This window comes from Pseudomonas sp. WJP1 (assembly GCF_028471945.1).
Classification (GTDB): Bacteria; Pseudomonadota; Gammaproteobacteria; order Pseudomonadales; family Pseudomonadaceae; genus Aquipseudomonas.
Window position 1 is genome coordinate 3,830,374 of the sequence record NZ_CP110128.1, and the last position, 23,886, is coordinate 3,854,259.

At 61.6% G+C, this 23,886-nt stretch carries 20 protein-coding genes; 18 read left to right on the plus strand and 2 right to left on the minus strand.

Annotated features, from left to right (window positions below):
• Positions 1-147 precede the first annotated feature (147 nt).
• The 10 genes from OH720_RS17120 (at position 148) to OH720_RS17165 (ending at position 12,707) form a co-directional block, all read left to right on the plus strand.
• Positions 148-1,506, plus strand: coding sequence for a glutamine synthetase family protein (locus OH720_RS17120; protein WP_272602141.1), 1,359 nt, complete (start codon positions 148-150; stop codon positions 1,504-1,506).
• Positions 1,507-1,672: 166 nt separating this feature from the next.
• Positions 1,673-2,761 carry a polyamine ABC transporter substrate-binding protein gene (locus OH720_RS17125; RefSeq protein WP_272602142.1) on the plus strand — a complete coding sequence of 363 codons (1,089 nt, stop codon included), beginning with the start codon at positions 1,673-1,675 and terminating at the stop codon, positions 2,759-2,761.
• Entirely contained in the window at positions 2,758-4,059 is a 1,302-nt protein-coding gene (locus OH720_RS17130) for an NAD(P)/FAD-dependent oxidoreductase (RefSeq protein WP_272602143.1), read from the plus strand. Before OH720_RS17125 ends, OH720_RS17130 begins: the two co-directional genes overlap by 4 nt.
• 1,212 nt (positions 4,060-5,271) lie before the next feature.
• On the plus strand, positions 5,272-5,868 hold the full coding sequence (locus OH720_RS17135) for a paraquat-inducible protein A (protein WP_272602144.1): 597 nt from the start codon (positions 5,272-5,274) through the stop codon (positions 5,866-5,868).
• Positions 5,865-6,521 (plus strand): paraquat-inducible protein A, encoded by a 657-nt coding sequence (locus tag OH720_RS17140; RefSeq protein ID WP_272602145.1) that lies wholly within the window; start codon positions 5,865-5,867, stop codon positions 6,519-6,521. Before OH720_RS17135 ends, OH720_RS17140 begins: the two co-directional genes overlap by 4 nt.
• Positions 6,502-8,178 carry a PqiB family protein gene (locus OH720_RS17145; RefSeq protein WP_272602146.1) on the plus strand — a complete coding sequence of 559 codons (1,677 nt, stop codon included), beginning with the start codon at positions 6,502-6,504 and terminating at the stop codon, positions 8,176-8,178. Before OH720_RS17140 ends, OH720_RS17145 begins: the two co-directional genes overlap by 20 nt.
• Before the next feature lie 17 nt (positions 8,179-8,195).
• On the plus strand, positions 8,196-8,762 hold the full coding sequence (locus OH720_RS17150; protein WP_272602147.1) for a PqiC family protein: 567 nt from the start codon (positions 8,196-8,198) through the stop codon (positions 8,760-8,762).
• 262 nt (positions 8,763-9,024) lie between these two features.
• Positions 9,025-10,038, plus strand: a complete 1,014-nt coding sequence (locus tag OH720_RS17155; RefSeq protein WP_272602148.1) for an iron ABC transporter substrate-binding protein — start codon at positions 9,025-9,027, stop codon at positions 10,036-10,038.
• 3 nt (positions 10,039-10,041) lie between these two features.
• A complete protein-coding gene (locus OH720_RS17160) occupies positions 10,042-11,640 on the plus strand; it encodes an ABC transporter permease (RefSeq protein ID WP_272602149.1) in 1,599 nt (532 codons plus the stop codon).
• Positions 11,637-12,707, plus strand: a complete 1,071-nt coding sequence (locus OH720_RS17165; RefSeq protein ID WP_272602150.1) for an ABC transporter ATP-binding protein — start codon at positions 11,637-11,639, stop codon at positions 12,705-12,707. Before OH720_RS17160 ends, OH720_RS17165 begins: the two co-directional genes overlap by 4 nt.
• Before the next feature lie 8 nt (positions 12,708-12,715).
• On the opposite strand, the gene OH720_RS17170 is transcribed toward OH720_RS17165, so the two are convergent.
• Positions 12,716-13,654 (minus strand): site-specific integrase, encoded by a 939-nt coding sequence (locus OH720_RS17170; protein ID WP_336299048.1) that lies wholly within the window; start codon positions 13,652-13,654, stop codon positions 12,716-12,718.
• A 189-nt stretch (positions 13,655-13,843) separates the two neighbouring features.
• On the opposite strand from OH720_RS17170, the gene OH720_RS17175 reads away from it, so the two are divergent.
• Positions 13,844-15,223: a UDP-glucose dehydrogenase family protein gene (locus OH720_RS17175; protein WP_272602151.1), complete on the plus strand. Its 1,380-nt coding sequence runs from the start codon at positions 13,844-13,846 to the stop codon at positions 15,221-15,223.
• Positions 15,224-15,239: 16 nt separating this feature from the next.
• On the opposite strand, the gene OH720_RS17180 is transcribed toward OH720_RS17175, so the two are convergent.
• Positions 15,240-16,202 (minus strand): LysR family transcriptional regulator, encoded by a 963-nt coding sequence (locus tag OH720_RS17180; protein WP_008062700.1) that lies wholly within the window; start codon positions 16,200-16,202, stop codon positions 15,240-15,242.
• A gap of 307 nt (positions 16,203-16,509) precedes the next feature.
• On the opposite strand from OH720_RS17180, the gene argH reads away from it, so the two are divergent.
• From argH to OH720_RS17215, 7 genes are all read left to right on the plus strand, one after another.
• Positions 16,510-17,937, plus strand: a complete 1,428-nt coding sequence (argH, locus tag OH720_RS17185) for an argininosuccinate lyase (protein WP_272602152.1) — start codon at positions 16,510-16,512, stop codon at positions 17,935-17,937.
• A 150-nt stretch (positions 17,938-18,087) separates the two neighbouring features.
• On the plus strand, positions 18,088-18,966 hold the full coding sequence (locus tag OH720_RS17190; protein WP_008062702.1) for an amino acid ABC transporter permease: 879 nt from the start codon (positions 18,088-18,090) through the stop codon (positions 18,964-18,966).
• Between the two features lie 10 nt (positions 18,967-18,976).
• Complete coding sequence (locus OH720_RS17195) at positions 18,977-19,741, plus strand: amino acid ABC transporter ATP-binding protein (protein WP_272602153.1); 765 nt, start codon at positions 18,977-18,979, stop codon at positions 19,739-19,741.
• A gap of 38 nt (positions 19,742-19,779) precedes the next feature.
• On the plus strand, positions 19,780-20,604 hold the full coding sequence (locus tag OH720_RS17200; protein ID WP_272602154.1) for an ABC transporter substrate-binding protein: 825 nt from the start codon (positions 19,780-19,782) through the stop codon (positions 20,602-20,604).
• 153 nt (positions 20,605-20,757) lie between these two features.
• Positions 20,758-21,606: a polysaccharide deacetylase family protein gene (locus OH720_RS17205; RefSeq protein ID WP_272602155.1), complete on the plus strand. Its 849-nt coding sequence runs from the start codon at positions 20,758-20,760 to the stop codon at positions 21,604-21,606.
• Complete coding sequence (locus OH720_RS17210; RefSeq protein ID WP_272602156.1) at positions 21,599-22,486, plus strand: polysaccharide deacetylase family protein; 888 nt, start codon at positions 21,599-21,601, stop codon at positions 22,484-22,486. The genes OH720_RS17205 and OH720_RS17210 overlap by 8 nt, the downstream gene beginning before the upstream one ends.
• Positions 22,483-23,832, plus strand: coding sequence for an MmgE/PrpD family protein (locus OH720_RS17215; protein ID WP_272602157.1), 1,350 nt, complete (start codon positions 22,483-22,485; stop codon positions 23,830-23,832). The genes OH720_RS17210 and OH720_RS17215 overlap by 4 nt, the downstream gene beginning before the upstream one ends.
• Positions 23,833-23,886: the final 54 nt, after the last annotated feature.

A 23,886-nucleotide genomic window follows, 5' to 3' on the forward strand; every position in this document is an offset into this window, starting at 1 on the left:
ACTCTTTTGGTGCGCTTTATGCTGCTTAAAGTGGATAGATGGAACCGCAAGGCTCGCCCAAGATAGACGTCAACGCGCTACAGGGGAAGTGTCCGGCGGATGAAACCGGCCTCTCCTGGCGTTAATAAAACCAATAACGAGGTCTTTATGAATGTCCCTTTCGATCAGCTGTTCACTTGGCTGAAAGATCACAAGATTACCGAAGTCGAGTGCGTCGTCAGCGACCTGACCGGCATTGCACGCGGCAAAATCGCACCCACCAACAAGTTCCTGCATGAGCGAGGCATGCGCCTGCCGGAAAGTGTGCTGTTGCAAACGGTAACCGGGGACTTCGTCGACGACGACATCTACTACGACCTGCTGGACCCGGCCGATATCGACATGGTCTGCAAGCCGGTGTCCGATGCGGTGTACGTCGTGCCATGGGCGATCGAGCCGACCGCCATCGTGATTCACGACACCTTCGACAAGTTCGGCAACCCGATCGAATTGTCGCCGCGCAACGTGCTCAAGAAAGTCCTGCAGCTGTATACCGACAAAGGCTGGCGGCCGATCGTGGCGCCGGAAATGGAGTTTTACCTGACCCAGCGTTGCGAAGACCCGGACTTGCCGCTCAAGGCCCCGATGGGCCGCTCCGGCCGTGCCGAAAGCGGTCGCCAGTCCTTCTCCATCGACGCCGCCAACGAATTCGACCCGCTGTTCGAAGACGTCTACGACTGGTGCGAACTCCAGGGCCTGGACCTCGACACGCTGATCCACGAAGACGGCCCGGCGCAGATGGAAATCAACTTCCGCCACGGCGATGCCCTGGACCTGGCCGACCAGATCACCGTGTTCAAACGCACCATGCGCGAGGCCGCGCTCAAGCACAATGTCGCGGCGACCTTCATGGCCAAGCCGGTCGGCGATGAGCCGGGCAGCGCCATGCATATCCACCAGAGCGTGGTGGACATCGCCACCGGCCAGCCGATCTTCGCCGATGCCGACGGCAACATGAGCGAGTTGTTCCTGCACCACATCGGTGGCTTGCAGAAGTACATCCCCAAGGTCCTGCCGATGTTCGCCCCCAACGTCAACTCGTTCCGCCGCTTCCTGCCGGACACTTCGGCACCGGTGAACGTCGAATGGGGCGAAGAAAACCGTACCGTCGGCCTGCGCGTGCCGACCTCAAGCCCGGACGCCATGCGCGTGGAAAACCGCTTGCCAGGGGCCGATGCCAACCCTTACCTGGCCATCGCCGCCAGCCTGCTATGCGGTTACCTGGGCATGATCGAGCGCATTGAACCGAGCGCCGCGGTGCAGGGCCGGGCCTATGAACGGCGCAACCTGCGCCTGCCGATCACCATCGAAGACGCGCTGACGCAGATGGAAGAATGCGCCACCGTCAGCCGCTACCTGGGCGACAAGTTCGTGCGTGGCTACGTCGCGGTCAAGCGCGCCGAGCACGAGAACTTCAAGCGCGTGATCAGTTCGTGGGAGCGTGAGTTCCTGTTGCTCAGCGTCTGAGATCTGTGCTGTCCGTAGCGGCCCCATCGTCGGAACGCCGCCCGGAGCCGGCTCACTCCTACATTTGGAATGCATTCCCCTTGTAGGAGTGAGCCTGCTCGCGATGGCGGCCGCCAGAACACCAAAGAATCACCTGAAAAAACCAATAATTCGAAGAGGTGTCGATATGCGTCTATTGAAATCCGTGGTGCCGCTTGCGCTGACGGTTCTGTTCAGCGCCTTTGCCCAGGCGCAGCCACAAGTCAGCGTCTACAACTGGACCGACTACATCGGCGAAACCACCCTCGCCGACTTCCAGGCCAAAACCTCGATCAAGGTGATCTACGACGTTTTCGACTCCAATGAAACCCTGGAAGGCAAACTGCTCGCCGGGCGTACCGGGTACGACGTGGTCGTGCCTTCCAACCACTTCCTCGCTCGCCAGGTGAAAGCCGGCGCGTTCCTCAAGCTGGACCGCGAGCAACTGCCGAACTTCAAGAACCTGGACCCGAAACTGCTGGCCTTACTGGAGAAAAACGACCCGGGTAACGAACACTCGGTGCCGTACCTGTGGGGCACCAATGGCATCGGCTACAACGTCGACAAGGTCAAGCAGGTGCTGGGCATCGACCACATCGACTCCTGGGCCGTACTGTTCGAACCGGAAAACATCAAGAAGCTCAGCCAGTGCGGCGTCTCGATGATGGACTCGGCCGATGAAGTGTTCCCCGCGGTCCTCAACTACATGGGCATGGACCCGCGCAGCGAGAATCCCGAAGACTTCAAGAAGGCCGAAGCCAAGCTGTTGAGCATCCGCCCGTACATCACCTATTTCCACTCGTCCAAGTACGTCTCGGACCTGGCCAACGGCGACATCTGCGTGGCGTTCGGTTACTCCGGTGATGTGTTCCAGGCCGCCAACCGTGCCAAGGAAGCCAAGAACGGCGTGAACATCGCCTACGCCATTCCCAAGGAAGGCAGCAACCTGTGGTTCGACCTGCTGGCCATCCCCGCCGACGCCAGCAACCCGAAAGAGGCCCATGCCTTCATAAATTACCTGCTCGACCCGCAAGTGATTGCCAAGGTCAGTGCCTCGGTAGGTTATGCCAACCCCAACCCGGCGGCCAAGCAGTACATGGACCCGGAATTGGTGAACAATCCTGAGGTTTACCCGCCGCAGGAAGTGCTCGACAAGCTCTATATCTCCACCACGCCACCGCAGTCGATCATGCGCCTGATGACCCGTTCGTGGAGCAAAGTGAAGTCCAACAAATGAACCAGTACACACAGGAACATACTCGCTCGTATTACGCCGCGTCGGCCCATGGCATGGCGCAGTTTCCAGGGCTTGCGGCGGACCTTGAAGCCGATGTCTGCGTGATTGGCGGTGGTTTCACCGGCATCAACACCGCCATCGAACTGGCCCAGCGCGGCCTCTCGGTGATCCTGCTGGAAGGCCGGCGGATCGGCTGGGGGGCCAGCGGGCGCAACGGCGGGCAACTCATCCGCGGCATTGGGCATGACGTCAGCGGTTTCGCCAAGCACATCGGTGCCGAAGGCGTGCGTTATCTGGAGCGCGCCGGCATCGAATCGGTCGGGCTGGTGGGCCGGCGTATCCGCGAACACGGCATCGATTGCGACCTGCGCTGGGGCTTTTGCGAACTGGCCAACACCCCGGCGCAGTTTGCGGGACTTACGGCTGAATACGCAGCACTCAAGGACTCGGGTTACGCCCACGAAACCCGCTTGGTAGAACCCGGGCAGATTCGTCAGCAAGTGGTGAACTCAGGCGTGTATGCTGGCGGCCTGGTCGACATGGGTTCCGGTCACTTGCACCCCTTGAACCTGGCCCTGGGCGAAGCGCAGCTCGCGCGCTCCCTTGGCGTGCAGATCTTCGAGCAGAGTGCGGTGCTGGAGTTGATCCATGGCGACACCGTGCAGGTTCGTTGTGCCGGCGGCACGGTTCGCGCTGGCAGCCTGGTGCTCGCCTGCAACGCCCACCTGGAAGAACTCGAACCAAAACTCAGCGGCAAGGTGCTCCCGGCCGGCAGCTACATCATCGCCACCGAACCCTTGTCGGTCCAGGTTGCCGAAGCGCTGATCCCGCACAACCTGGCGCTGTGCGACCAGAAGGTCGGCCTGGATTACTACCGGCTCTCGGCGGACCGGCGCCTGTTGTTCGGCGGCGCCTGCCATTACTCCGGGCGTGACCCTGCGGATATCAGCGCCTACATGCGCCCGCAGATGCTCAAGGTGTTCCCGCAGTTGGCGAATGTGCGCATCGACTATCAATGGGGCGGCAAGATCGGCATCACGGCCAATCGATTCCCTCAGGTCGGGCGCCTGCGCCAGCACCCGAACGTGTTCTACGCCCAGGGATACTCCGGCCATGGCCTCAACGTGACCCACTGGTGCGCGAAACTGCTGGGCGAAGCGATCCAGGCCGGCCACAGCCGCGGTTTCGATGTGTTCAGCGCCGTACCCCACATGACCTTCCCGGGCGGCCGCGCCCTGCGTTCGCCACTGCTGGCCCTCGGCATGCTCTGGTACCGGATGCGCGAAGTGCTCGGCTAACCCCCTCGCCCCTTGTAGGAGTCAGGCTTGCCGGCAAAGGCGTACTTGAGCGTTGCATTGGACTTTCGGTCGCCTTCGCCGGCAAGCCTGACTCCTGAAGAGGTCATGCGTACGGCTCCCGATCGGGCCGGCCGGCCGCCTGGCTTTTGCTTTGGCTTTTGATTTTCTTGCCCCCTCACACCCTGAGCCTGTCCGTCAACCTGTGACGTCCGCCATCGGAGCCTCTATCAACGTTGATCCCCGCCGCGTCGAAGCTTGTTGTGGGAGATTTTTCTGAGTACATATCCGTTGCTGCGGTAACGGCGGCTTATGGTTTCGCCCTTACGGCGACTCCCTTTTTCAAACGCCAAAAAGGAAGCAAAAGGCTTTGCCCCACCACTCGGTGCCTCGCTAGGGCTCGGCATGCCCTCTCTCCGGCATTGCTCCGTGGGTCGCCGCGATGGGCCATCCATGGCCCAGCGCGGCTAAACCGGCGTCCTGCCGGTTTACCCACTGCGCAATGCCTGCGTTCGGCCAGCGTGGTTAACGGGGCACCCAGATCCAAAGCCAAAGCGAGGCGGCCTTAAAGCCGACCTGACTTTTCCGGTTACCCCCAACCTGATCGTTCCCACGCTCTGCGTGGGAATGCATCCTGTGACGCTCCGCGTCACCATGGCGCACGGCTCACGTCATGCGTCGTCTGCGGAACGCGGAGCGTCCCTGGCGGCATTCCCACGCAGAGCGTGGGAACGATCACAATGCGTACGGCTCCCGATCAGGTCGGCTTTAAGGCCGCCTCGCTTTCGCGTTTGATCTTGATTTGGCTTTTGATTTTCTTGCCCCCTCGAGAGGCCGAGTGGAGGTTCTGCGTAGTGGGTAAACCGGCATGGATGCCGGTTTAGCCGCGCTGGGCCAAGGATGGCCCATCGCGGCGGGCCCACGGAGCAGGACCGGAGCGAGGGTATGCCGAGCCTTAGCGAGGCACCGAACGCCAGGGGCAAGAGCCCTTGGTTACTTGGGGCTTTTCCAAGTGACTCGCCGTAAGGGCGAAACCCTAGGTGGCCGTTACCGCAGGAATGGATATGTACTCCGACAAGAAATATAGGTCGGCTATAAGGACGCCTTCGCTGCGATGCGGCAACCCGACAACCCTTATTTCGATTTGCTCAATCGCGAGTCACTTCTATATTGAGGGGGTGCTCTGAACTTCCTGCCTCCTGTTGAGCCTGGCCCATGGCAACTACTGATCAGCTGATCATCTGCGAGCACTGCGACTGCGTGTATGAAAAAGTCACGCTCGCCAAACATCAGAAAACCCTGTGTACGCGCTGCGGCGGCGTGCTTCAGCGCTATAACGGCCTGACGGTGGAGCAGCGCCTGGCGTTGACCTTTACCGCATTGGTGCTGTGGATTTTCGCCAACTTCTATCCGGTCATGAGCATCAGCCTCAAAGGCCTGAAAAATAGCGCAACACTTTGGGATTCGGTGCTGGCATTGAGCCTGGGCCCCATCACCTTCATCGCCATGGTAGCGGCGATCGCCATGATCATCGCGCCGATTTTCCAGTTGGTGCTCTTGATCTGGGTCCTGGGATTCGCCCTCGCCCGCAGGCGCTCACCCGGTTTCAGGTTCTGCATGCGCTGGCTGGAAACCCTCAGGCCCTGGAGCATGCTGGAGGTCTGCCTGCTCGGGGCAATGGTCGCGGTGATCAAGCTCGCCGGGTTGCTGGATGTGCTGCCCGGCATCGGTCTGTTTGCCCTGGCGGTCCTCAGCCTGATGATGATCCGCATTGCCGGCCGCGACATCCGTGAACTGTGGGACATCGTATGACAACACCTCCCGTCGCCAGCGATCTCAACCTGTGCCTGTGCCACACCTGCGGCCTGGCCTGTGACATGACCCTCGAACCCCACGAATGCGAGCGCTGTGGCGCTCCTCTGCATCGACGTAAAACCAACTCGCTGACCCGGACCTGGGCCTATATGTTCACCGCCCTGGTGTTTTACATCCCGGCCAACCTGTTGCCGGTGATGAACACCAAGATGGTCGGCGATGGCGCCGACAGCACGATCATGAGCGGCGTGATCGAGTTCTGGCAGCACGGCGCCTGGGACATCGCCCTGATCATTTTCATCGCCAGCATCGCCGTCCCGGGCGTCAAGTTCGTCGCCCTGACGTTGCTGCTGGTGACCGTCCAGCGCGATAGCCAGTGGGCACTGCGCGAGCGCTCGCAAATGTACCGTTTTGTCGAGCTCATCGGTTATTGGTCGATGCTTGACGTCATCGTGGTCGCCCTGGTGGCCTCCCTGGTGAAGTTCCAGGCCCTGGCCGATATCGAACCGCGGCCCGGCATTCTGTTCTTTGGTCTGGTGGTGGTGTTCACCATGCTCTCGGCGATGAGTTTCGATCCGCGACTGATCTGGGATAAAGAGCGGCAAAAACCACAAAATGAGGAGGTCACGGATGAAGTCACAAGCCACTGACGGGCCACTGGCCCCCGGGCAGGCGCCGATCAAGACCCGCCGCTTCGGCTTTTCGCTGGTGTGGATCGTGCCGATCGTGGCGGTCCTGGTTGGGATCTCGCTGGTGGTACACAGCATTCTGCAGGAAGGTCCGACCATCACGGTCACGTTCAAGACCGGTGACGGCCTGACCGCCAACAAGACCGAGGTCAAATACCGCAACGTGGTGATCGGCCATGTCTCGGACGTGGAACTGAGCAGCGACCAGAAGAGCGTGAACGCCACCATCAAACTGGCGAAACAGGCGGAAAGCTTTACCCGAAAAGACTCGCAGTACTGGGTGGTACGGCCACGGATCGGCGCGGGCGGCGTATCGGGTATCGATACGCTGTTATCCGGGGACTACATCGGCGCCGATATCGGCCAGGACAATGCGCGGGCGAAGAACTTCAAGGGCCTGGAAAACCCGCCGCCAATCACCTACGGCGAACCGGGGAAGCGTTTCACCTTGCACACCCAGGACTTGGGTTCGCTGGATATCGGCTCCCCGGTCTACTACCGCAAGATACCGGTTGGCCAGGTGGTAGCCTTCGCGCTGGACCCCGACGGCAAGGGGGTGAACATCGAATTGTTCATCCATGCGCCCAATGATCAGTACGTTACCGAGAACACCCGTTTCTGGAACGCCAGCGGTGTCGACGTGAGCGTTGGCGCCAACGGCTTTGCCGTCAAGACCGAGTCCTTGTCGTCCCTGTTGGTCGGCGGCATCGCCTTTCGTGCTCCGGAGTACAGTCCCAACGACAAGCCGGCCCCGGAAGAATATGCCTACGAACTGTTCCCCGACCAGTTGACCGCCCTCGCCCCGCCCAATGGCAAGGCGCAGTTCATGGTGTTGCGTTTTGATCAGGCCCTGCGCGGGCTGAAGGTTGATGCGCCGGTGGAGTTCCTGGGTATGGAGATCGGCAAGGTGGTTTCGGTCAACCTGGATTTCGACGAGAAAAAACGCACCTTCCCGGTCAACGTAGGCATCGTGATTTACCCGCAACGCCTGGGCCAGGCGCACACCAAGATGCTCAAGGTGCTCAATCATGATCCCAACGACGAAGCCGCGGGCGTGCGTGTGATCGGCACCTTCGTCGAAAACGGCCTGCGTGCCCAGGCCCGCACCGGCAACCTGTTGACCGGCCAGCTCTACATTGCCCTGGACTTTTACCCCAAGGCGGACAAAGTCGCCTTCGATCCAACCTTGCGGCCGGTCGTCCTGCCCACCGTACCTGGCAGCCTCGAGCAATTGCAGGAAAAACTCGAGGCCATGGTCACCAAGATCAATCAGCTGCCCATTGAACGGATCGCCGGCAATCTGGACAGCAACCTCGTCGAAATGCGCAAGAGTCTGGCTCAGTTCAATGCCAAGACCCTGCCTAGCGTGCAAAGCACCCTGGGCGACGTCAGCAAAACCCTGCAATCGGCCAGCACGACCCTGCAATCGGCCAATTCGACGCTTGCCGAAGATTCGCCGCAACGGGAAAAACTCGGCCAGACCATGGACGAACTCGGACGCACGTCGCGCGCCTTGCGTGACCTGGCCGATTACCTGGGCCGGCATCCGGAATCGTTGATTCGCGGGCGTCCGAACAATGCCGCGCCGATGGATCTGCAAGGGCCGCCGAGCAAATGACCACAGGAGCAACATTCATGGCTTTTCCGCTGAAAATCACGTTGGTTGCCGCGTTGTCGTTGCTCGCTGCCTGCCGCAGCGACCCGATCCAGTTTCACACTTTGACCCCGGCCCAAATGGCAGGAAGCTCACGCAGTGCCGCGGATATCCAGATTGAATTGCTCACTGTCCCGCCGCAGGTCGATCGCCCGCAGATCGTCGTGCGCCAGGGCAACACCGGCATGGCGATCCTGGAAACCGACTGGTGGGGGGCCAGCCTGGTGGATGAATTGCGCAGTGCCTTGGTCGACCAGATGATCAACAACAATCCGCAACGCAAATTGTTGGTGCGCGTGGAGGTCCAGCGCTTCGATTCGATTCCCGGCCAGTATGGCTTGCTCGACGTGAAATGGCGCCTTCGTAGCAGCAATGGCCATGAAGAGGTCATAGGCAATTGTCGCAGCACCTTGCAGACGCCATCAGGGCCATCGATCGATGAACTGGTAGCCGCACAGCAGAACAATGTCAGGCGCCTGGCCGCGCTGATCAGCCAAGCCGCGGCTGGCACGCAAAAGGGTTGCCCATCCGCGAATGCCAGCCCGTAACACAATCCCCCTGTGGGAGCGAGCCTGCTCGCGATGGAGTATCAGACACATTGAAGTCGCCTGACACACCATCGCGAGCAGGCTCGCTCCCACAGGTTTCTTTAAACAGGGGCTTTGACGATTTTTTCTCATTCGTGGCTCTACATTAGCCGCGCCTTAAATCTGCAAATGATTCGTATTGATCTAGAATAATTGACGTCCTTCTTTGTTCGATTCACTCGAATCAGCCTGCAACACCAAAAATAACAGGAGCTGGCGCCGCATGAAGTCCCCTATCCCTTCGTTCCTCAAAAAGGCCTTGCTGGCCACCGCACTGCTGAGTGCTGGCCACGTGTACGCTGCCGATGCCGTCGGCATCGTGGTCTACAACGCACAGCATGAAAGCCTGACCAAAGCCTGGGTCGAAGGTTTTACGCAGGAAACCGGTATTCCGGTGACCTTGCGCAACGGCGATGATACTGAAATGGGCAACCAGATCGTACAGGAAGGCGCCGACTCGCCAGCCGATGTGTTCCTCACCGAAAACTCCCCGGCGATGGTCCTGGTCGACAACGCCGCTTTGTTTGCGCCCGTGGACAAAACCACCCTGGAACAGGTCGACTCGGCCTATCGCCCGGCCCACGGCAAATGGGTGGGGATCGCTGCGCGTTCCACGGTGTTCGTCTACAACCCGAGCAAGCTACCCCAAGCGCAGTTGCCGAAATCGATCATGGACCTTGCCGAACCAAGCTGGAAAGGTCGCTGGGGCGCATCCCCCGGTGGCGCTGACTTCCAGGCGATCGTTGCCGCCATGCTGGAACAGAAAGGCGAAGCCGCCACCCTGGACTGGCTCAAGGCGATGAAAACCAACTTCACCGCGTACCGGGGCAACAGCTCGGTGCTCAAGGCGGTGAACGCCGGGCAGATCGACAGCGGCGTGATCTACCACTATTACAGCTTCGTCGATCAGGCCAAGACCGGCGAGAACAGCAAGAACACCGCTTTGCACTACTTCAAGCACAAGGATCCGGGGGCGTTCGTGAGCATTTCCGGGGGCGGTGTCCTGGCTTCCAGCAAGCACAAGGAAAATGCCCAGGCGTTCCTCAAATGGATCACCGGCAAGGACGGCCAGGCCATCCTCAAGAACGGTAAATCGTTTGAATACGCCGTGGGCAAGAACGCCGAATCCAACCCTAAACTGGTGCCTTTGCAGCAGCTCGACGCGCCGTCCGTCGACGCCTCGAAACTCGACAGTAAAAAAGCCGTGGAGCTGATGACTCAGGCGGGACTGCTTTAATTGATGCCTGAAATCCTGCCGGTGGGTACCGCCCAGGCGTTACCCGAAAATTTGCGTAAACGGTCACGCGGCGCGTTCGCGAGCCGCGGTGGCGCGTGGGTGGTCGGTTTGTCGGTGCTGGTGTCGTTGCTGGCGCTGCTGCCGATTGCCTACGTCATCGGCGTGTCCTTGCAGACGGGCTGGTCCACGGTGGTGACATTGGTGTTCCGGCCACGGGTGGGCGAGCTGTTGACCAACACCGTGTTGCTGGTGGTGCTGACGATTCCCCTCTGCGTGGCGCTGGGCGTGACGCTGGCCTGGCTGACCGAGCGCACGGATTTGCCGGGGCGGCGTTGGTGGTCGTTACTGGCGACTGCGCCCCTGGCGGTGCCGGCCTTTGTCCACAGCTATGCCTGGGTCAGCCTGGTGCCGCCGATCCACGGCTTGTTCGCCGGGGTGCTGGTGTCGGTCATCGCCTACTTCCCGTTTCTGTACCTGCCGATTGCTGCGACGCTGCGTCGCCTCGACCCGGCCATCGAGGATGTCGCCGAATCGCTCGGACTCAAGCCGTGGGCGGTGTTTTTTCGCGTGGTGCTGCCGCAGTTGCGCCTGCCCATTTGCGGAGGCGCGTTGCTGGTCGGCCTGCATCTGCTGGCCGAGTATGGCCTGTACGCGATGATCCGTTTCGACACCTTCACCACCGCGATATTCGATCAGTTCAAATCCACCTTCAACGGGCCTGCCGCCCACATGCTGGCCAGTGTGCTGGCCCTGTGTTGCCTGGTGATGCTGACCGTGGAATCCGCCGCGCGGGGCCATGCGCGCTACGCCCGCGTGGGCTCCGGTAGCGCCCGTGAGCAACGGGTGGTGGGCCTGAAAACCCCGGCCAGGGTGTTCGCGCTGGCGTTGCAGGTCACCACCTGCGCCCTGGCGCTGGGTGTGCCCTTGATTACCCTGGGCCGGTGGTTGATCGCCGGTGGTGTGCAAGCCTGGGACCTGGACGAGCTGCTGCCGGCGCTGCAACAGACCCTGCTACTGGGCATCGCGGGCGCCGCCCTGACCACCTGCGCCGCCATTCCGATTGCCTGGCTGTCGATCCGCCACCCGGGTCGCCTGCAACGTGTACTGGAAAGCTGCAACTACATCACCAGTTCATTGCCGGGCATCGTCGTGGCGTTGGCACTGGTAACCGTGACCATTCACTTTGCCCGGCCGATCTACCAGACCACCATCACCGTGCTCTTGGCGTATCTGCTGATGTTCTTGCCCCGGGCCCTGGTGAGCTTGCGCGCCGGCATCGCCCAGGCCCCGGTGGAGCTGGAAAACATGGCCCGCAGCCTGGGCCGCTCCCCTGCCCGCGCGTTGTGGCTGATCACCCTGCGCCTGGCCGCTCCGGGGGCTGCCGCCGGTGCTGCGCTGGTGTTCCTGGCGATCACCAACGAACTGACCGCCACCCTGTTGCTCGCGCCCAATGGCACCCGGACCCTGGCGACCGGGTTCTGGGCCATGACCAGCGAAATCGACTATGTCGCGGCGGCGCCCTATGCCCTGCTGATGATCCTGTTGTCGCTGCCGCTGACCGGGCTCCTTTATCACCAATCGAAAAAAACGGCTGGCCGATGAACACTCTTGAACTGCACTCACTGAACAAATCCTACGGCAACCATAGAGCCCTGGATAACGTCAGCCTGTCGGTACCCAGCGGCAGCCGCACGGTCATTGTCGGTCCCTCGGGCTCGGGCAAGACCACCTTGCTGCGCATGATTGCCGGCTTCGAGTTCCCCGACTCCGGGCGCTTGTCGCTCAATGGTCAAACCCTGGTCGACAGCACCCATGAAGTACCGGCGCACCAACGCCTGATCGGCTACGTCCCGCAGGACGGCGCCTTGTTCCCGCACATGACGGTGGCTGCCAACATCGGCTTCGGCTTGTCGATCAAGGGCAACGAAAAGCATGAGCGCGTCGCTGAGTTGATGGACAGCGTGGCCCTCGACTCGAACATGGCCGGGCGCTGGCCCCACGAGCTGTCCGGCGGCCAGCAGCAGCGTGTGGCGTTGGCACGGGCACTGGCGCAGCAGCCGCGCCTGATGTTGCTGGACGAGCCGTTCTCGGCACTCGACACCGGCTTGCGCGCCGTCATGCGCAAGATGGTCGCCCGCCTGCTGGCAGACGCGGGGGTCACCACCATCCTGGTCACCCATGATCAGAGCGAAGCCTTGTCCTTCGCCGATCAACTGGCGGTGATGCGCCATGGCAGGCTGGTGCAGTCAGGCCATCCGCTGGACCTCTATCGCTACCCCGAAGATGAACAGACTGCGCTGTTTCTCGGCGACGCCGTGGTCATGCCGGCCCGGATCGAGGCTGGCTGGGCGCATTGCGACCTGGGCCGGATACCGGTCAACAATCACCGCAACAACCACAGCGCGCAGATCATGCTACGGCCCGAGCAGTTGCAACTGGCCAGCGTTTTGCCCGATGACACAGGTGCCGCTGGCTGCCGGGCCAGGGTGATCGACCGGGATTTCAGCGGCAACACCTGCACCCTGACCGTGGAGTTGCAGCCTCGCGCGCCCGACCAGCCGATCGGGCGATCATTGCTGGTACGCAGCTCCGGCATGTACGCGCCGCCTGCCGGCAGCGCCGTCCAGGTCTCGACCATCGGCCATGCGCATGTGCTGAGCGAGCCTTGATCAAGCGGTCAAAGATCGAAGCGGTCCACCGCCCGACGCCGCTCGTTGTCGTCGCGCACATCGTAGTTGGCCGTGGTCTGGATATTGCTGTGATGCGCCAGCTTTTGCGCGATGGACAGGTCGTGTTCTTCAATCACCCGGGTGATGAACGAGCGACGAAAATCATGCGGCATGATTTTCACCCCCACCTGCGTGCCCCGCTGCCGGGCGATGTAATAGATCGCGTGCTTGGTGATGCGCTCGCGGGTGATGTGACTGCCACGACGAATACGGTTGAACAGGAACGGGTCGTCTTCCTCGCCTTCCTTGAGCATCGAGCGGCGCAGTTCCAGCCAGGCATCGAGCTTGGCGAAAGCCCAGGCCGGGGCGTACTTGATCAACTGTTTGTTGCCCTTGGCCGTGACGCGCAAGCTGCGTTCATTGAAGTCGACTTGGCTGAGGTCCAGGTTCACCGACTCCGATTTGCGCATGCCCGAGCCGTACAGGATAGCGATGATAGCGGCGTCCCGCAGGCCTTGTGGCCGAGGGTCGGCGGCGCAGACTTCCATCAATTCCTGGATCAATGAGCGCCGCAGGTTGCGCCCCTGGGACAGGCGCGTGCCGGCGATACCCTTGACCGAGCGCATTTTCAGCAAGTGTTCCTGGCTGATCAGGCTCATGCGCCAGGCTTCGTTCATCACGCCGCGCACCGCGTTGACGTACAACGACGACGTGTTGGGCGCATAACCGTCGGTGCGCAACGTGGCGACCAGGGCAATGACGTCTTCGGGCTGCAGGTCGTGCCAGGCGATCTCCTCGAGATTCACCTCTTCGAAGCCCAGGCGGTCTGCGGCGTCCTGCAGAACATAACGCATGGTCAGCTGGCTGGAGGGCGCCAGCCGTGCCAGATACAGGGTCAGGGGATTGGGTTTGGCGGCTTGTGGATCAGCAGCAGGTAAGTCAGTCAAACGAAACGGCCTTGAAGAAAGAGGAAGCAGAAAACGGTGTTAGACAGCGATGGCCGCTACGCTGCCGGTCATGGCCATGAAAGTCAAATGCTCTGCCGGCAACGACCGCTTTGGCCGACGAAGCGATAGATGAACTGAAACATGGTGATGCTAATTCTTGATCGGACTCGATCGGGGCAGGAGCAAACCATGAGAATCAGTGTGTTGGGTAGCGGCTATGTTGGCCTGGTGCAAGCGGCCGTCCTGGCTGAAGTCGGTCACGACGTGGTCTGCATGGACGTCGACGAGAAAAAGGTCGAGTCGCTGCGACAAGGCCACGTGAGCATTTTCGAACCGGGGCTGGCCAGCCTGGTGCGCGAGGGCCTGGACGCCCGTCGTTTGCAGTTCACCAGCGATGAGAAACTCGCGGTGCAACATGGCCAGGTGCTCTTCATCGCGGTCGGTACGCCATCGCGCGACGATGGCTCGGCAGACCTGAGTCAGGTAATGGCGGTGGGCGAGGCGGTGGCGCGCCACCGTGAGCAACCGCTGATCCTGGTGGAAAAATCCACGGTGCCGGTGGGGACAGGCGACGCCCTGCGCGCACATATCGACAAGTGCCTGATCAAGGTCGGGCGCCTGTTGCAGTTCGATATCGTCTCCAACCCCGAGTTCCTCAAGGAAGGCTCGGCGGTGGCCGATTGCCGGCGCCCGGACCGGATCGTCATTGGCTGTGAACGCGAAGACGTGCGCGAGGTGATGCGAGACCTGTACGCGCCGTTCAACCGCAACCATGAACGCATCATGTTCATGGACCTGCGCAGCGCCGAGCTGACCAAATACGCCGCCAACTGCATGCTGGCGACCAAGATCAGCTTCATCAACCAGATCGCCGAACTGGCCGAACACCTGGGTGCCGACATCGAATCGGTGCGCCTGGGCATCGGCGCCGACTCGCGCATCGGCTACCACTTCATCTACCCCGGCTGCGGTTACGGCGGCTCCTGCTTCCCCAAGGACATGCGCGCCCTGATCCACAGCGCCGAAGAGGCCAATTGCACCAGCGACCTGCTGCAAGCGGTGGAAGCCATCAACCAGCGGCAGAAACACAAGCTGTTCGAGCGCCTCAAGGCCTTCTACCAGGGCGATTTGCGCGGCAAGACCTTTGCCCTGTGGGGCCTGGCGTTCAAACCCAACACCGACGACATGCGCGACGCGCCAAGCCGGGTGCTGCTCGAAGCGCTGTGGGCCGCGGGTGCCAACGTGCGTGCGTTCGACCCGGAAGCCATGCAGGAGACCCAGAAACTGTACCCCGATGAAACCCGGCTGATGCTCATGGGTACGCCGGAATCAGTACTCAACGGTGCGGATGCGCTGATCATTTGCACCGAATGGCAACAGTTCAAGGCCCCGGATTTCGACCTGATCCGCCAGCGCCTTACTGCACCGGTGATCTTCGACGGCCGCAACCTGTACGATGCCGAACGCCTGGCGCGCAATGGTTTCCTGTACTTCCCGATGGGCCGCGGCGAGTCGCGCAAGTTGCCGATTCCTTATCAACAATGGCCCGCGGCACAGGGGGTCGCATAACAATAAGCGTTGCCCGTTAGTTGCTCTTCAAGTCCACGCCCAACGCCTGGGCAAACGCCTTGACCAACGGGCTGCGCACCGTGTTGTGACGCAGGATCAGATTGAACGGTGTGACGATGCTGATCAGGTCCGGGCGTATCGCGCGAAACTCTCCGCGATCGACCATGGGTGCCGCGTAATGCTGCGGCAGGAAACCCACGAAGCGGCCGGTCTTGATCAACAGCGCCACGGCTTCTACCTGGGTCGCCGAGGCGGAAAAGCTGTCGTAGTGGGTGAAGTAGAGTTTGTCGCGATGGATCGCGTAACGGTGGTTGATGCACGCGTAGTCCTTAAGCACATCGGCGCCTGTTTGTGCGTCTGCCAGAGTGAATAACGGGTGGCCAACAGCGCAATAAACCTGCGAGCGCTCCTCATACAGCGCAAAGTAATCAAATTCTTCGCGTTTTTGATAAACCGGAACAATCCCGGCAACTAACCGACCCTCTACGACACCCCGCTCAATTTCATCCAGCTGCGCCGCTTGAAGTTGCAAGCGAACTTTCGGCGAGTGCTCATTCATGCTTCTAAGCGCGGCAACTAGAGGCGAATTATCGTCGGATATAGTGTTATCAATAATGCCCACTCCAAGATCGCCGACCAGTTCGTTTTGAGCTGAACTAAGGCGATCGCGGAAGTTGTCGACCGAGGCAAATAAATCAATCGAAGCCTGATACACCAAGCGCCCTTCTTCGGTCAGGTGGAAACCCTCGCGACCTCGGGTGCACAGGCGCATACCGATACGGATCTCAAGGTCGGAGATCTGTTTGCTGATCGCCGCCAAGCCCACATTCAACTCGTTTTGTGCCGCACTGAAACCGCCGGCCTCGACCACCGCCTTGAACACCTTGAGCAGCTTGAAATCCAGCCCACTGAGGGCCAGCGGTGCCCGTTGCAGCGTTTTCGGCGGCGGGTTTCCGGAATTGGAAAGTGGGGTTTCCATAATGCTTATTTACCTCTGGCGCCACATTCAACAACCTGTGTCCAACAACAAAAACATAGCTGGCCTAATAATAATGAACACAGAAAACCAGGCTTGGCAACCGCCAAAAAATCCCGAACATCAGTGCCAACTGACTGTTCTCCAAACAATAAAAGCTGACACTACGATCAGCTTCGGCCACCCGGCAACCGCGTTTTTTCCCCTGCCCTTGAAAACTGATTTGGCCTGAATGCGCCCGAATGCTCTTCGGCACTCGCGGCAGTCCGGCACTGCGATTTCAATCCGCTTATCGACGAGGAAAACAACAATGTCTCAAACCACCGACCGTCTCTGGGGAGCTCGCTTCAAAAGCGGTCCGTCCGAAGCCCTGGCCGCCCTGTCCCGTTGCCCGGAACGTTACTTTCGCCTGACCCCGTATGACCTCGCCGGCTCCAAGGCCCATGCCCGGGAACTGCAGCGCGCCGGGCTTCTGAGCGAGCAGGAAACCCGGACCATGCTCGACGCCCTGGAAGGCATTGGTGCTGACTTTCGCGCCGGCAGCATCCGCCCAACCCTCGACGACGAAGACGTCCACACCTTCATCGAACGCCTGCTGACCGAGCGTCTTGGCGCGCTGGGCGGCAAGCTGCGCGCCGGACGCTCGCGCAACGACCAGACCGCCAACGATCTGCGGCTGTTCCTGCGTGACCATGTGCGCACCCTGGCCGTTGAAGTGCTGGCCTTGCAGCAGGCGCTGGTGGACCAGGCCGAGCAACACATCGAAAGCATCTGCCCCGGTTTCACCCACTTGCAGCAAGCACAGCCGATCGTGTTTGCCCATCACCTGCTGGCCCACGCCCAATCGATGCTGCGCGACGTCCAGCGTCTGGTGGACTGGGATGTGCGTACCTCGCTGTCGCCACTGGGCGCGGCAGCGATGGCGGGCTCGGCCATTGCGCGCCTGCCACAGCAGTCGGCGCAGGAGATGGGTTACCGCGGCGTGTGTGAAAACTCCATCGACGCCGTCGCCAGCCGCGATCACGTCGCCGAGTTCCTGTTCATCGCCAGCATGCTCGGGGTCAACATTTCCCGGCTCGCCGAAGAGTTCTGCCTGTGGTCCTCGCGCCAGTTCCGCTGGGTCGCCCTGGACGACGCCTACGCCACCGGCAGTTCGATCATGCCGCAGAAGAAAAACCCGGACATCGCCGAACTGGCCCGGGGCAAGGCCGGCCGCCTGATCGGCAACCTGACCGGTCTGCTGTCCACCCTCAAATCCCTGCCGCTGTCCTACAACCGCGACTTGAGCGAAGACAAGCACGGCGTGCTCGACAGCGTCGACACCCTGCTGCTGGTGCTGCCGGCCATGGCCGGGATGGTGGCGACCATGAAGGTCAACGTCGAAGAATTGCGGCGCCAGGCGCCCCTGGGGTTCACCCTCGCCACCGAAGTCGCCGACTGGCTGGCGGTACGCGGCGTGCCGTTCAAGGAGGCCCACGAAATCACCGGGGCGCTGGTCCAGGCCTGCGAGAAACACGACATCGAACTGTGGGAAGCGTCGCCTGCGCTGCTGGCCGAGATCGACCCGCGCCTGACGCCGCAGGTGCGCGACAGCCTGACCCTGGAAGCCGCCATTGCTGCACGCAGTGGTTGGGGCGGCACCGCGCCGCAACAGGTACGCGAACAGATCGCCCGCCTGAAAACCGCCCTCGCCGCCCAGCAGGCCTGGACCGAGGACTATCAGGGCTTCCGCCTTTAAGGCACTGCACACAGCCTGTGGGAGCTGGCTTGCCAGCGATGGCGTCCTGTCAGTCGACGTTGATGCAGGATGAAACACCGCAATCGCTGGCAAGCCAGCTCCCACAGGGAATGTGGTGGATTTGAGAGAACAGTGTACGGAGAAACAACCATGAGCCAGACACAAGCAGAACGACTCCAGGCGGAGCGCAAACTGGCGGAAAACCAGTTCGACATTACCCAGTACGATCATGTGCCACGGCGTTACTACGGGCGGATCTTCTTTGCCACGGTGATCGTCATTGCCATCATCGGCCTGGTGCGGGCTTTTGCCGAAGGCAAGATCGAATGGTCCTACATCGGCCAGTTCCTCACTTCCCAGGCGATCATGTGGGGCTTGCTCAACACCATCGTCATGGCGGTGCTGGCAATGGCGCTGGGCATCGTGTTCGGGGTGATCACCGCGATCATGCGCATGTCGGCCAACCCGATCCTGCGCTACGTGGCGGTGACCTACACCTGGCTGTTTCGCGGCACGCCGCTGATCCTGCAACTGCTGTTGTGGTTCAACTTGGCGTTGATCTTCCCCACCATCGGCATCCCCGGCCTGTTCGAACTGGACACCGTGAGCCTGATGACGCCCTTCGTCGCCGCCCTGCTCGGCTTGAGCATCAACCAGGGCGCCTACACCGCCGAAGTGGTGCGCGCCGGCCTGCTCTCGGTGGACACCGGTCAGTATGAAGCGGCCAAGTCGATCGGCATGCCGCGCCTGCAGGCCTTGCGCCGGATCATCCTGCCCCAGGCCATGCGGGTGATCATTCCGCCGGTGGGCAACGAATTCATCGGCATGGTCAAAATGACCTCTCTGGCGAGCGTGATCCAGTACTCGGAACTGCTCTACAACGCCCAGAACATCTACTACGCCAACGCCCGCGTCATGGAGCTGCTGATCGTCGCCGGTATCTGGTACCTGGCCACCGTCACCGTCCTGTCCTTCGGTCAAAGCCGTCTGGAGCGTCGTTTCGCTCGCGGCGCCGGCAAGCGTTCTTGAGGAGCCCAACATGAGAAGCATCGTCAAGGCCGTGAGCCTGAACAAGTACTACGACCATTTCCACGCCCTCAAGGACATCAATATCGAAGTCGAGCAAGGCGAAGTGCTGTGCATCATCGGCCCGTCCGGCTCCGGTAAAAGCACCTTGCTGCGTTGCGTGAACCAGCTGGAGAAGATCGACAAGGGCGGCCTGTGGGTCGACGGCGAACTGGTGGGCTATCGCGTCGTCGGCAACAAGCTGCACGAACTCAACGAGTCGCAGATCGCCCGCCAGCGCCTGTCCACCGGCATGGTGTTCCAGCGCTTCAACCTGTTCCCGCACATGACCGTGCTGCAAAACATCATCGAGGGGCCCTGCCAGGTGCTCAAGCGTTCGCCCAAGGAGGCGCACGAAGAAGCCTTGGAATTGTTGGCCCGGGTCGGCCTGGCCGACAAGCGCAACAGCTACCCGATCGAACTCTCGGGTGGCCAGCAACAGCGGGTGGCGATTGCCCGCGCCCTGGCCATGCGCCCCAAGCTGATGCTGTTCGATGAACCCACTTCGGCACTCGACCCGGAACTGGTCGGTGAGGTGCTGTCGGTGATGCGCGATCTGGCGCAGACCGGCATGACCATGATCGTCGTCACCCATGAACTGGGCTTCGCTCGCGAAGTCTCCAACCGCATGGTGTTCATGGACGGCGGGCAAATCGTGGAGGCAGGAAGCCCCGAAGAAATACTAATAAGTCCGCAAAACCCACGCACCCAAAGCTTCATTTCTGCCGTTCGAACCTAGTGCCCTTTAGCGCTCACAACACTCATAAGAGAACGACCATGAAGAACTTCGTTATTCCAGCAGTACTCGCAGGCGTTATGGCATCCGGTTTCACCTTCGCTGCCGGGTTGCCGGCCAGCATCAAGGAAAAAGGCGAGATTGTCGTCGCGATCATGCCCAACTACCCGCCGATGGACTTCAAGGACCCGGCCACCAACACCCTCACCGGGCTGGACGTTGACCTGGGCAACGCCCTGGCCGAACGCCTGGGGGTGAAGATCAAATGGCAGGAAACCGGCTTCGAGCAAATGATCAATGCCCTGACCACCGACCGCGTGGACATGGTGCTGTCGGGCATGACCGATACCAAGGAACGCCAGGCCAGCGTGACCTTCGTCGACTACTTCACCAGCGGCCCGCAGTTCTACACCCTGCAGAAAAACGCCGCCACCAACGAGATCATCGACCTGTGCGGCAAGAAGGTCGGCACCAGCCGCCGTACCACCTTCCCGGCGGAAATCGCCGAGTGGAGCAAGGCCAACTGTGAAGCCGCGGGCAAGCCTGCGATCAACGTGATCGGCACCGAAGGCTCGGCCGACGCCCGTGCGCAACTGCGCCAGAGCCGTATCGATGCGGCCATGCAGGGCAGCGAAACCCTGCCGTACCTCAAGACCCAGGAAAAGGACATGTACAAGACCGTGGGCCTGCCGATCTCCTCGCAGTTCACCGGCCTTGGCGTGAGCAAGAAAAAACCTGAGTTGAGCGAAGCGGTGAAGGTTGCCCTGCAGAGCATGATCGATGACGGCAGCTACCAGGCCATCCTGAAGAAGTGGGACCTGGAACTGGGTGCGATCAAGACCGTGACCATCAACGCCGGCAAATAACCGCACAGGCAACCCCATTCCACTGTAGGAGCGAGCCTGCTCGCGATGGCGGCATGCCAGTCGATGAAGATGTTGAATGTGCCACCGTCATCGCGAGCAGGCTCACTCCTACAAGGGTTTGGTGTGTATTTATAGATAGCTGGAGCACCACTGATGTCCTCCTCACCCCAACCCACCTGGCCCGACCAGCACAAGGCCTGCCTGGCCCTGGCCTTCGACCTCGACGGCCCGACCGGCGATGCCATGCTCAACGGTTCGATCTGGCGCAAGCCCGAGTACTTCGGATTCGGCGGTTACGGCCCCTACCGGGCATTGCCGCGGATTCTCGATTTGCTCGATGAGTTCCGCATCCCGACGACGTTCTTCGTCCCGGCCTGGGTCGTGGAGAACTGGCCTAAACAGTGCCAGGCGATTGTCGAGCGCGGGCATGAGGTGGCTTATCACGGCTACAAACACGAATCCTTCTACGCCCTGACGCTGGAACAGCAAAAGGACGTCATGAAGCTTTCCCGCGAAGTGTTCTGGAAGCATTTGAACATCCGCGCCGAAGGCTTCCGCACGCCCTCTGGCGACTGGCGCGCCGAAACCCCGGCCATGCTGGTAGAGGCAGGCGTGAGCTACTCCAGCAGCATGCGCGGCGATGACCGGCCGTACCTGGTCAACGTGTCGGGCCATGCCACGCCGCTGGTAGAAATCCCCGGGCGCTGGGAAATGGACGACTACGCCTCCATCGCCTACACCCGGGCCCCGGACTTCCCGTCCGGGCTGGACCGCACCGCCAGCTACGCGCTGACCCTGGACAACTGGTGCCGCGAATACGACGGCGCCATGAACGAAGGCTTGTGCCTGACCACCCTGTTCCACCCCAAGATCACCGGCAAACCGGGGCGCATCCTGTTGCTGGAAAAACTCTTCGAACACATGCGCCAACGCGACGACGTCTGGTTCACCACCTGCCGTGACGTCGCCCGCTGGTGGCTCAAGGAGCATCACCATGGCTGAGTCCACCGTCTGGCCCAAAGGCTATCGCTGCGCCGTGGTGCTGACCGTCGATTACAACGACATCCACGGCATCCTCACCCAGGCCCCGGAAGTGGCCGGACGCGACAAGACCCTGTCGGTCTGGCGCTACGGCACCCAGCGCGGCGTGGAACGTTTGCTCGGCCTGTTTAAGGAGCTCGGTGTCTGCAGCAGTTGGTTCGTCCCCGGCATCGTCGCCGAAGAGAACCCCGGCCACATTCGAGCAATCACTGCCGGCGGGCATGAAATTGCCTGCGCCGGGTATCGCCACCAGAACTACGACACGCTCGACCTCAGCGCGCAAAGCGCCGAGGTGGCCAAGGGTTGCGCCGCGTTGACGGCGCTGACCGGCCAGCGCCCCAGCGGCTTTCGCATTCCCGCCGGCAACGCCGCGCCGGGATTCATCGAGGCCTTGCAGGATCAGGGCATTGAATGGTCGTCGTCATGGCGCGGCGATGATCTACCGTTCGCGCACCCGACAGCCGCGCAGGTGATCGAGTTGCCGTTGCACTACGAACTGGAGGACGAACCCTACTTCGCGTTCAACCTCAGCCCGGCCGTGCCGCCGGCGCAATCACGGATCGCTTCCTACAGCCACACCCTGGGCAACCTGCAAATGGACTTCGCCGGCTTCCACCGTTTTGGCTTGTGCTACGTGCTGCGCCTGCACCCGGAAATCATTGCCACACCCGGGCGTATAGGTCTGTTGCGCGAATTGCTCGAAGGGATTTTGCAGCACGATGACGTGTGGATCGCCACCGGCGCCGAAGTCGCCCGGTGGTGGGCGCAAACCGCCGCACCCGTGCCCGAGGATCATCCGGCGTGCGTGTTCGAACGGCATTATCGGGATTACCTGTCATGAGCGGACGCCTGCAGCGACTGGCGCAGTTTTGCACCGATACACGATTCGAAGACCTGCCACCGGCGCTGGTCGAGCAAGCCAAGCGACACATCCTCGATACCTTCGGCGCGACACTGGCCGGGGCCGGGAGCGATGTGGCGCGAACGGCGCGCGAGGTTTACCAAGGCGAAGCTGGCAGTTGCTTGATCTGGGGCACCCAGCAACGGGTCGGCGCGGCACAGGCAGCAATGCTCAATGGCATCGCCGCCCACGCCCTGGAACTGGACGACACCGGCGGCTGCGATCATTCCGGCGCGGTGGTGATACCGGCGGTGATGGCCGCGGTGTCGCTGTCCGATCAACCGGTGACGGGACGCGAGTTCATCACCGCCGTGGTGATCGGCTACGAAGTCGGACGCCGGGTGCTCGAAGCCTGCGGCGGTTACTCGGCCCATAACGGCGCCGGCTGGCATTCCACGGCGACCTGCGGAGTGTTCGGCGCGGCGGCGGCCTGCGCGCGGATCCTGCGCCTGGACGCCGGGCAGACTTTGTCGGCCCTGGGCATCGCCGGCAGTTTCAGCGGCGGCTTGTGGGCCTTCATCCACGATGGTTCGCAAAGCAAGAAACTGCACAGCGGCCGAGCCGCCGAAGGTGGTTTGCTCGCGGCGCGCTTCGCCCGGCAAGGCATCAGCGGGCCGACCCGGCTGTTTGAGGATGTCTGGGGTGGATTTCTCAAGACCCTCGCCGCCCCCACTTCCAACCCCGAGGCGCTGGATGCCGGGCTGGGCGTCGTGTGGAAACTCGCCCGTTGCTCGATCAAGCCCTACGCCTCTTGCCGGGGTACGCATTCGGCCATCGACGCCCTGAGCCTGTTGCTCGAGCAACTCGATGTGCAAGTCGATCAGGTTGAAGACATACAGGTGTCGTTGTGCGGTTTTCTAAAGGACATGTGCGGCGGCCATGACGTCGCGAGCCTGGCGGCGGCGCAAATGAGCCTGCCCTATGCGTTGGCGGCGCGGCTGGTGCACGGTCATTGCCGTCTGCAGGCCTACGACGATGACTTGCGATGCGATCCGCGCATTGCCCCGTGGATGTCGCGCATTCGCCTTGAAGTGGACCGGCAACTGTCCGAGGATGGCGAACCCGTGGTGAGCGTGCGGACCGTGGACGGTCGGCAGGCGAGCCTGTGCGTCGATCCGCCCTTGGGGGCGCCGGGTAATCCGTTGAGTGATGCGGCGCTGGAGGAGAAGTTTTTCAGTTTGGCAGAGCGGGTGATGCCGCGGGGGCAGGCTGAGGAATTGCTGGGGCAGTTGTGGCGGCTGGAAGCGCTGGAATCGGTGCGCACGATTGAGCGGTGGCTGGTTTGATTATGTCGTTGCTTGTACCGGCCTCATCGCCAGCAGGCTGGCTCCCACAGTTGA

Excerpts from the sequence above, each read along its gene's own strand:
- OH720_RS17120 (WP_272602141.1), top strand. The coding sequence starts at position 148 with ATGAATGTCCCTTTCGATCAGCTGTTCACTTGGCTGAAAGATCACAAG.
- OH720_RS17125 (WP_272602142.1), top strand. The coding sequence starts at position 1,673 with ATGCGTCTATTGAAATCCGTGGTGCCGCTTGCGCTGACGGTTCTGTTC.
- OH720_RS17130 (WP_272602143.1), top strand. The coding sequence starts at position 2,758 with ATGAACCAGTACACACAGGAACATACTCGCTCGTATTACGCCGCGTCG.
- OH720_RS17135 (WP_272602144.1), top strand. The coding sequence starts at position 5,272 with ATGGCAACTACTGATCAGCTGATCATCTGCGAGCACTGCGACTGCGTG.
- OH720_RS17140 (WP_272602145.1), top strand. The coding sequence starts at position 5,865 with ATGACAACACCTCCCGTCGCCAGCGATCTCAACCTGTGCCTGTGCCAC.
- OH720_RS17145 (WP_272602146.1), top strand. The coding sequence starts at position 6,502 with ATGAAGTCACAAGCCACTGACGGGCCACTGGCCCCCGGGCAGGCGCCG.
- OH720_RS17150 (WP_272602147.1), top strand. The coding sequence starts at position 8,196 with ATGGCTTTTCCGCTGAAAATCACGTTGGTTGCCGCGTTGTCGTTGCTC.
- OH720_RS17155 (WP_272602148.1), top strand. The coding sequence starts at position 9,025 with ATGAAGTCCCCTATCCCTTCGTTCCTCAAAAAGGCCTTGCTGGCCACC.
- OH720_RS17160 (WP_272602149.1), top strand. The coding sequence starts at position 10,042 with ATGCCTGAAATCCTGCCGGTGGGTACCGCCCAGGCGTTACCCGAAAAT.
- OH720_RS17165 (WP_272602150.1), top strand. The coding sequence starts at position 11,637 with ATGAACACTCTTGAACTGCACTCACTGAACAAATCCTACGGCAACCAT.
- OH720_RS17175 (WP_272602151.1), top strand. The coding sequence starts at position 13,844 with ATGAGAATCAGTGTGTTGGGTAGCGGCTATGTTGGCCTGGTGCAAGCG.
- OH720_RS17180 (WP_008062700.1), bottom strand. The coding sequence starts at position 16,202 with ATGGAAACCCCACTTTCCAATTCCGGAAACCCGCCGCCGAAAACGCTG.
- argH (WP_272602152.1), top strand. The coding sequence starts at position 16,510 with ATGTCTCAAACCACCGACCGTCTCTGGGGAGCTCGCTTCAAAAGCGGT.
- OH720_RS17190 (WP_008062702.1), top strand. The coding sequence starts at position 18,088 with ATGAGCCAGACACAAGCAGAACGACTCCAGGCGGAGCGCAAACTGGCG.
- OH720_RS17195 (WP_272602153.1), top strand. The coding sequence starts at position 18,977 with ATGAGAAGCATCGTCAAGGCCGTGAGCCTGAACAAGTACTACGACCAT.
- OH720_RS17200 (WP_272602154.1), top strand. The coding sequence starts at position 19,780 with ATGAAGAACTTCGTTATTCCAGCAGTACTCGCAGGCGTTATGGCATCC.
- OH720_RS17205 (WP_272602155.1), top strand. The coding sequence starts at position 20,758 with ATGTCCTCCTCACCCCAACCCACCTGGCCCGACCAGCACAAGGCCTGC.
- OH720_RS17210 (WP_272602156.1), top strand. The coding sequence starts at position 21,599 with ATGGCTGAGTCCACCGTCTGGCCCAAAGGCTATCGCTGCGCCGTGGTG.
- OH720_RS17215 (WP_272602157.1), top strand. The coding sequence starts at position 22,483 with ATGAGCGGACGCCTGCAGCGACTGGCGCAGTTTTGCACCGATACACGA.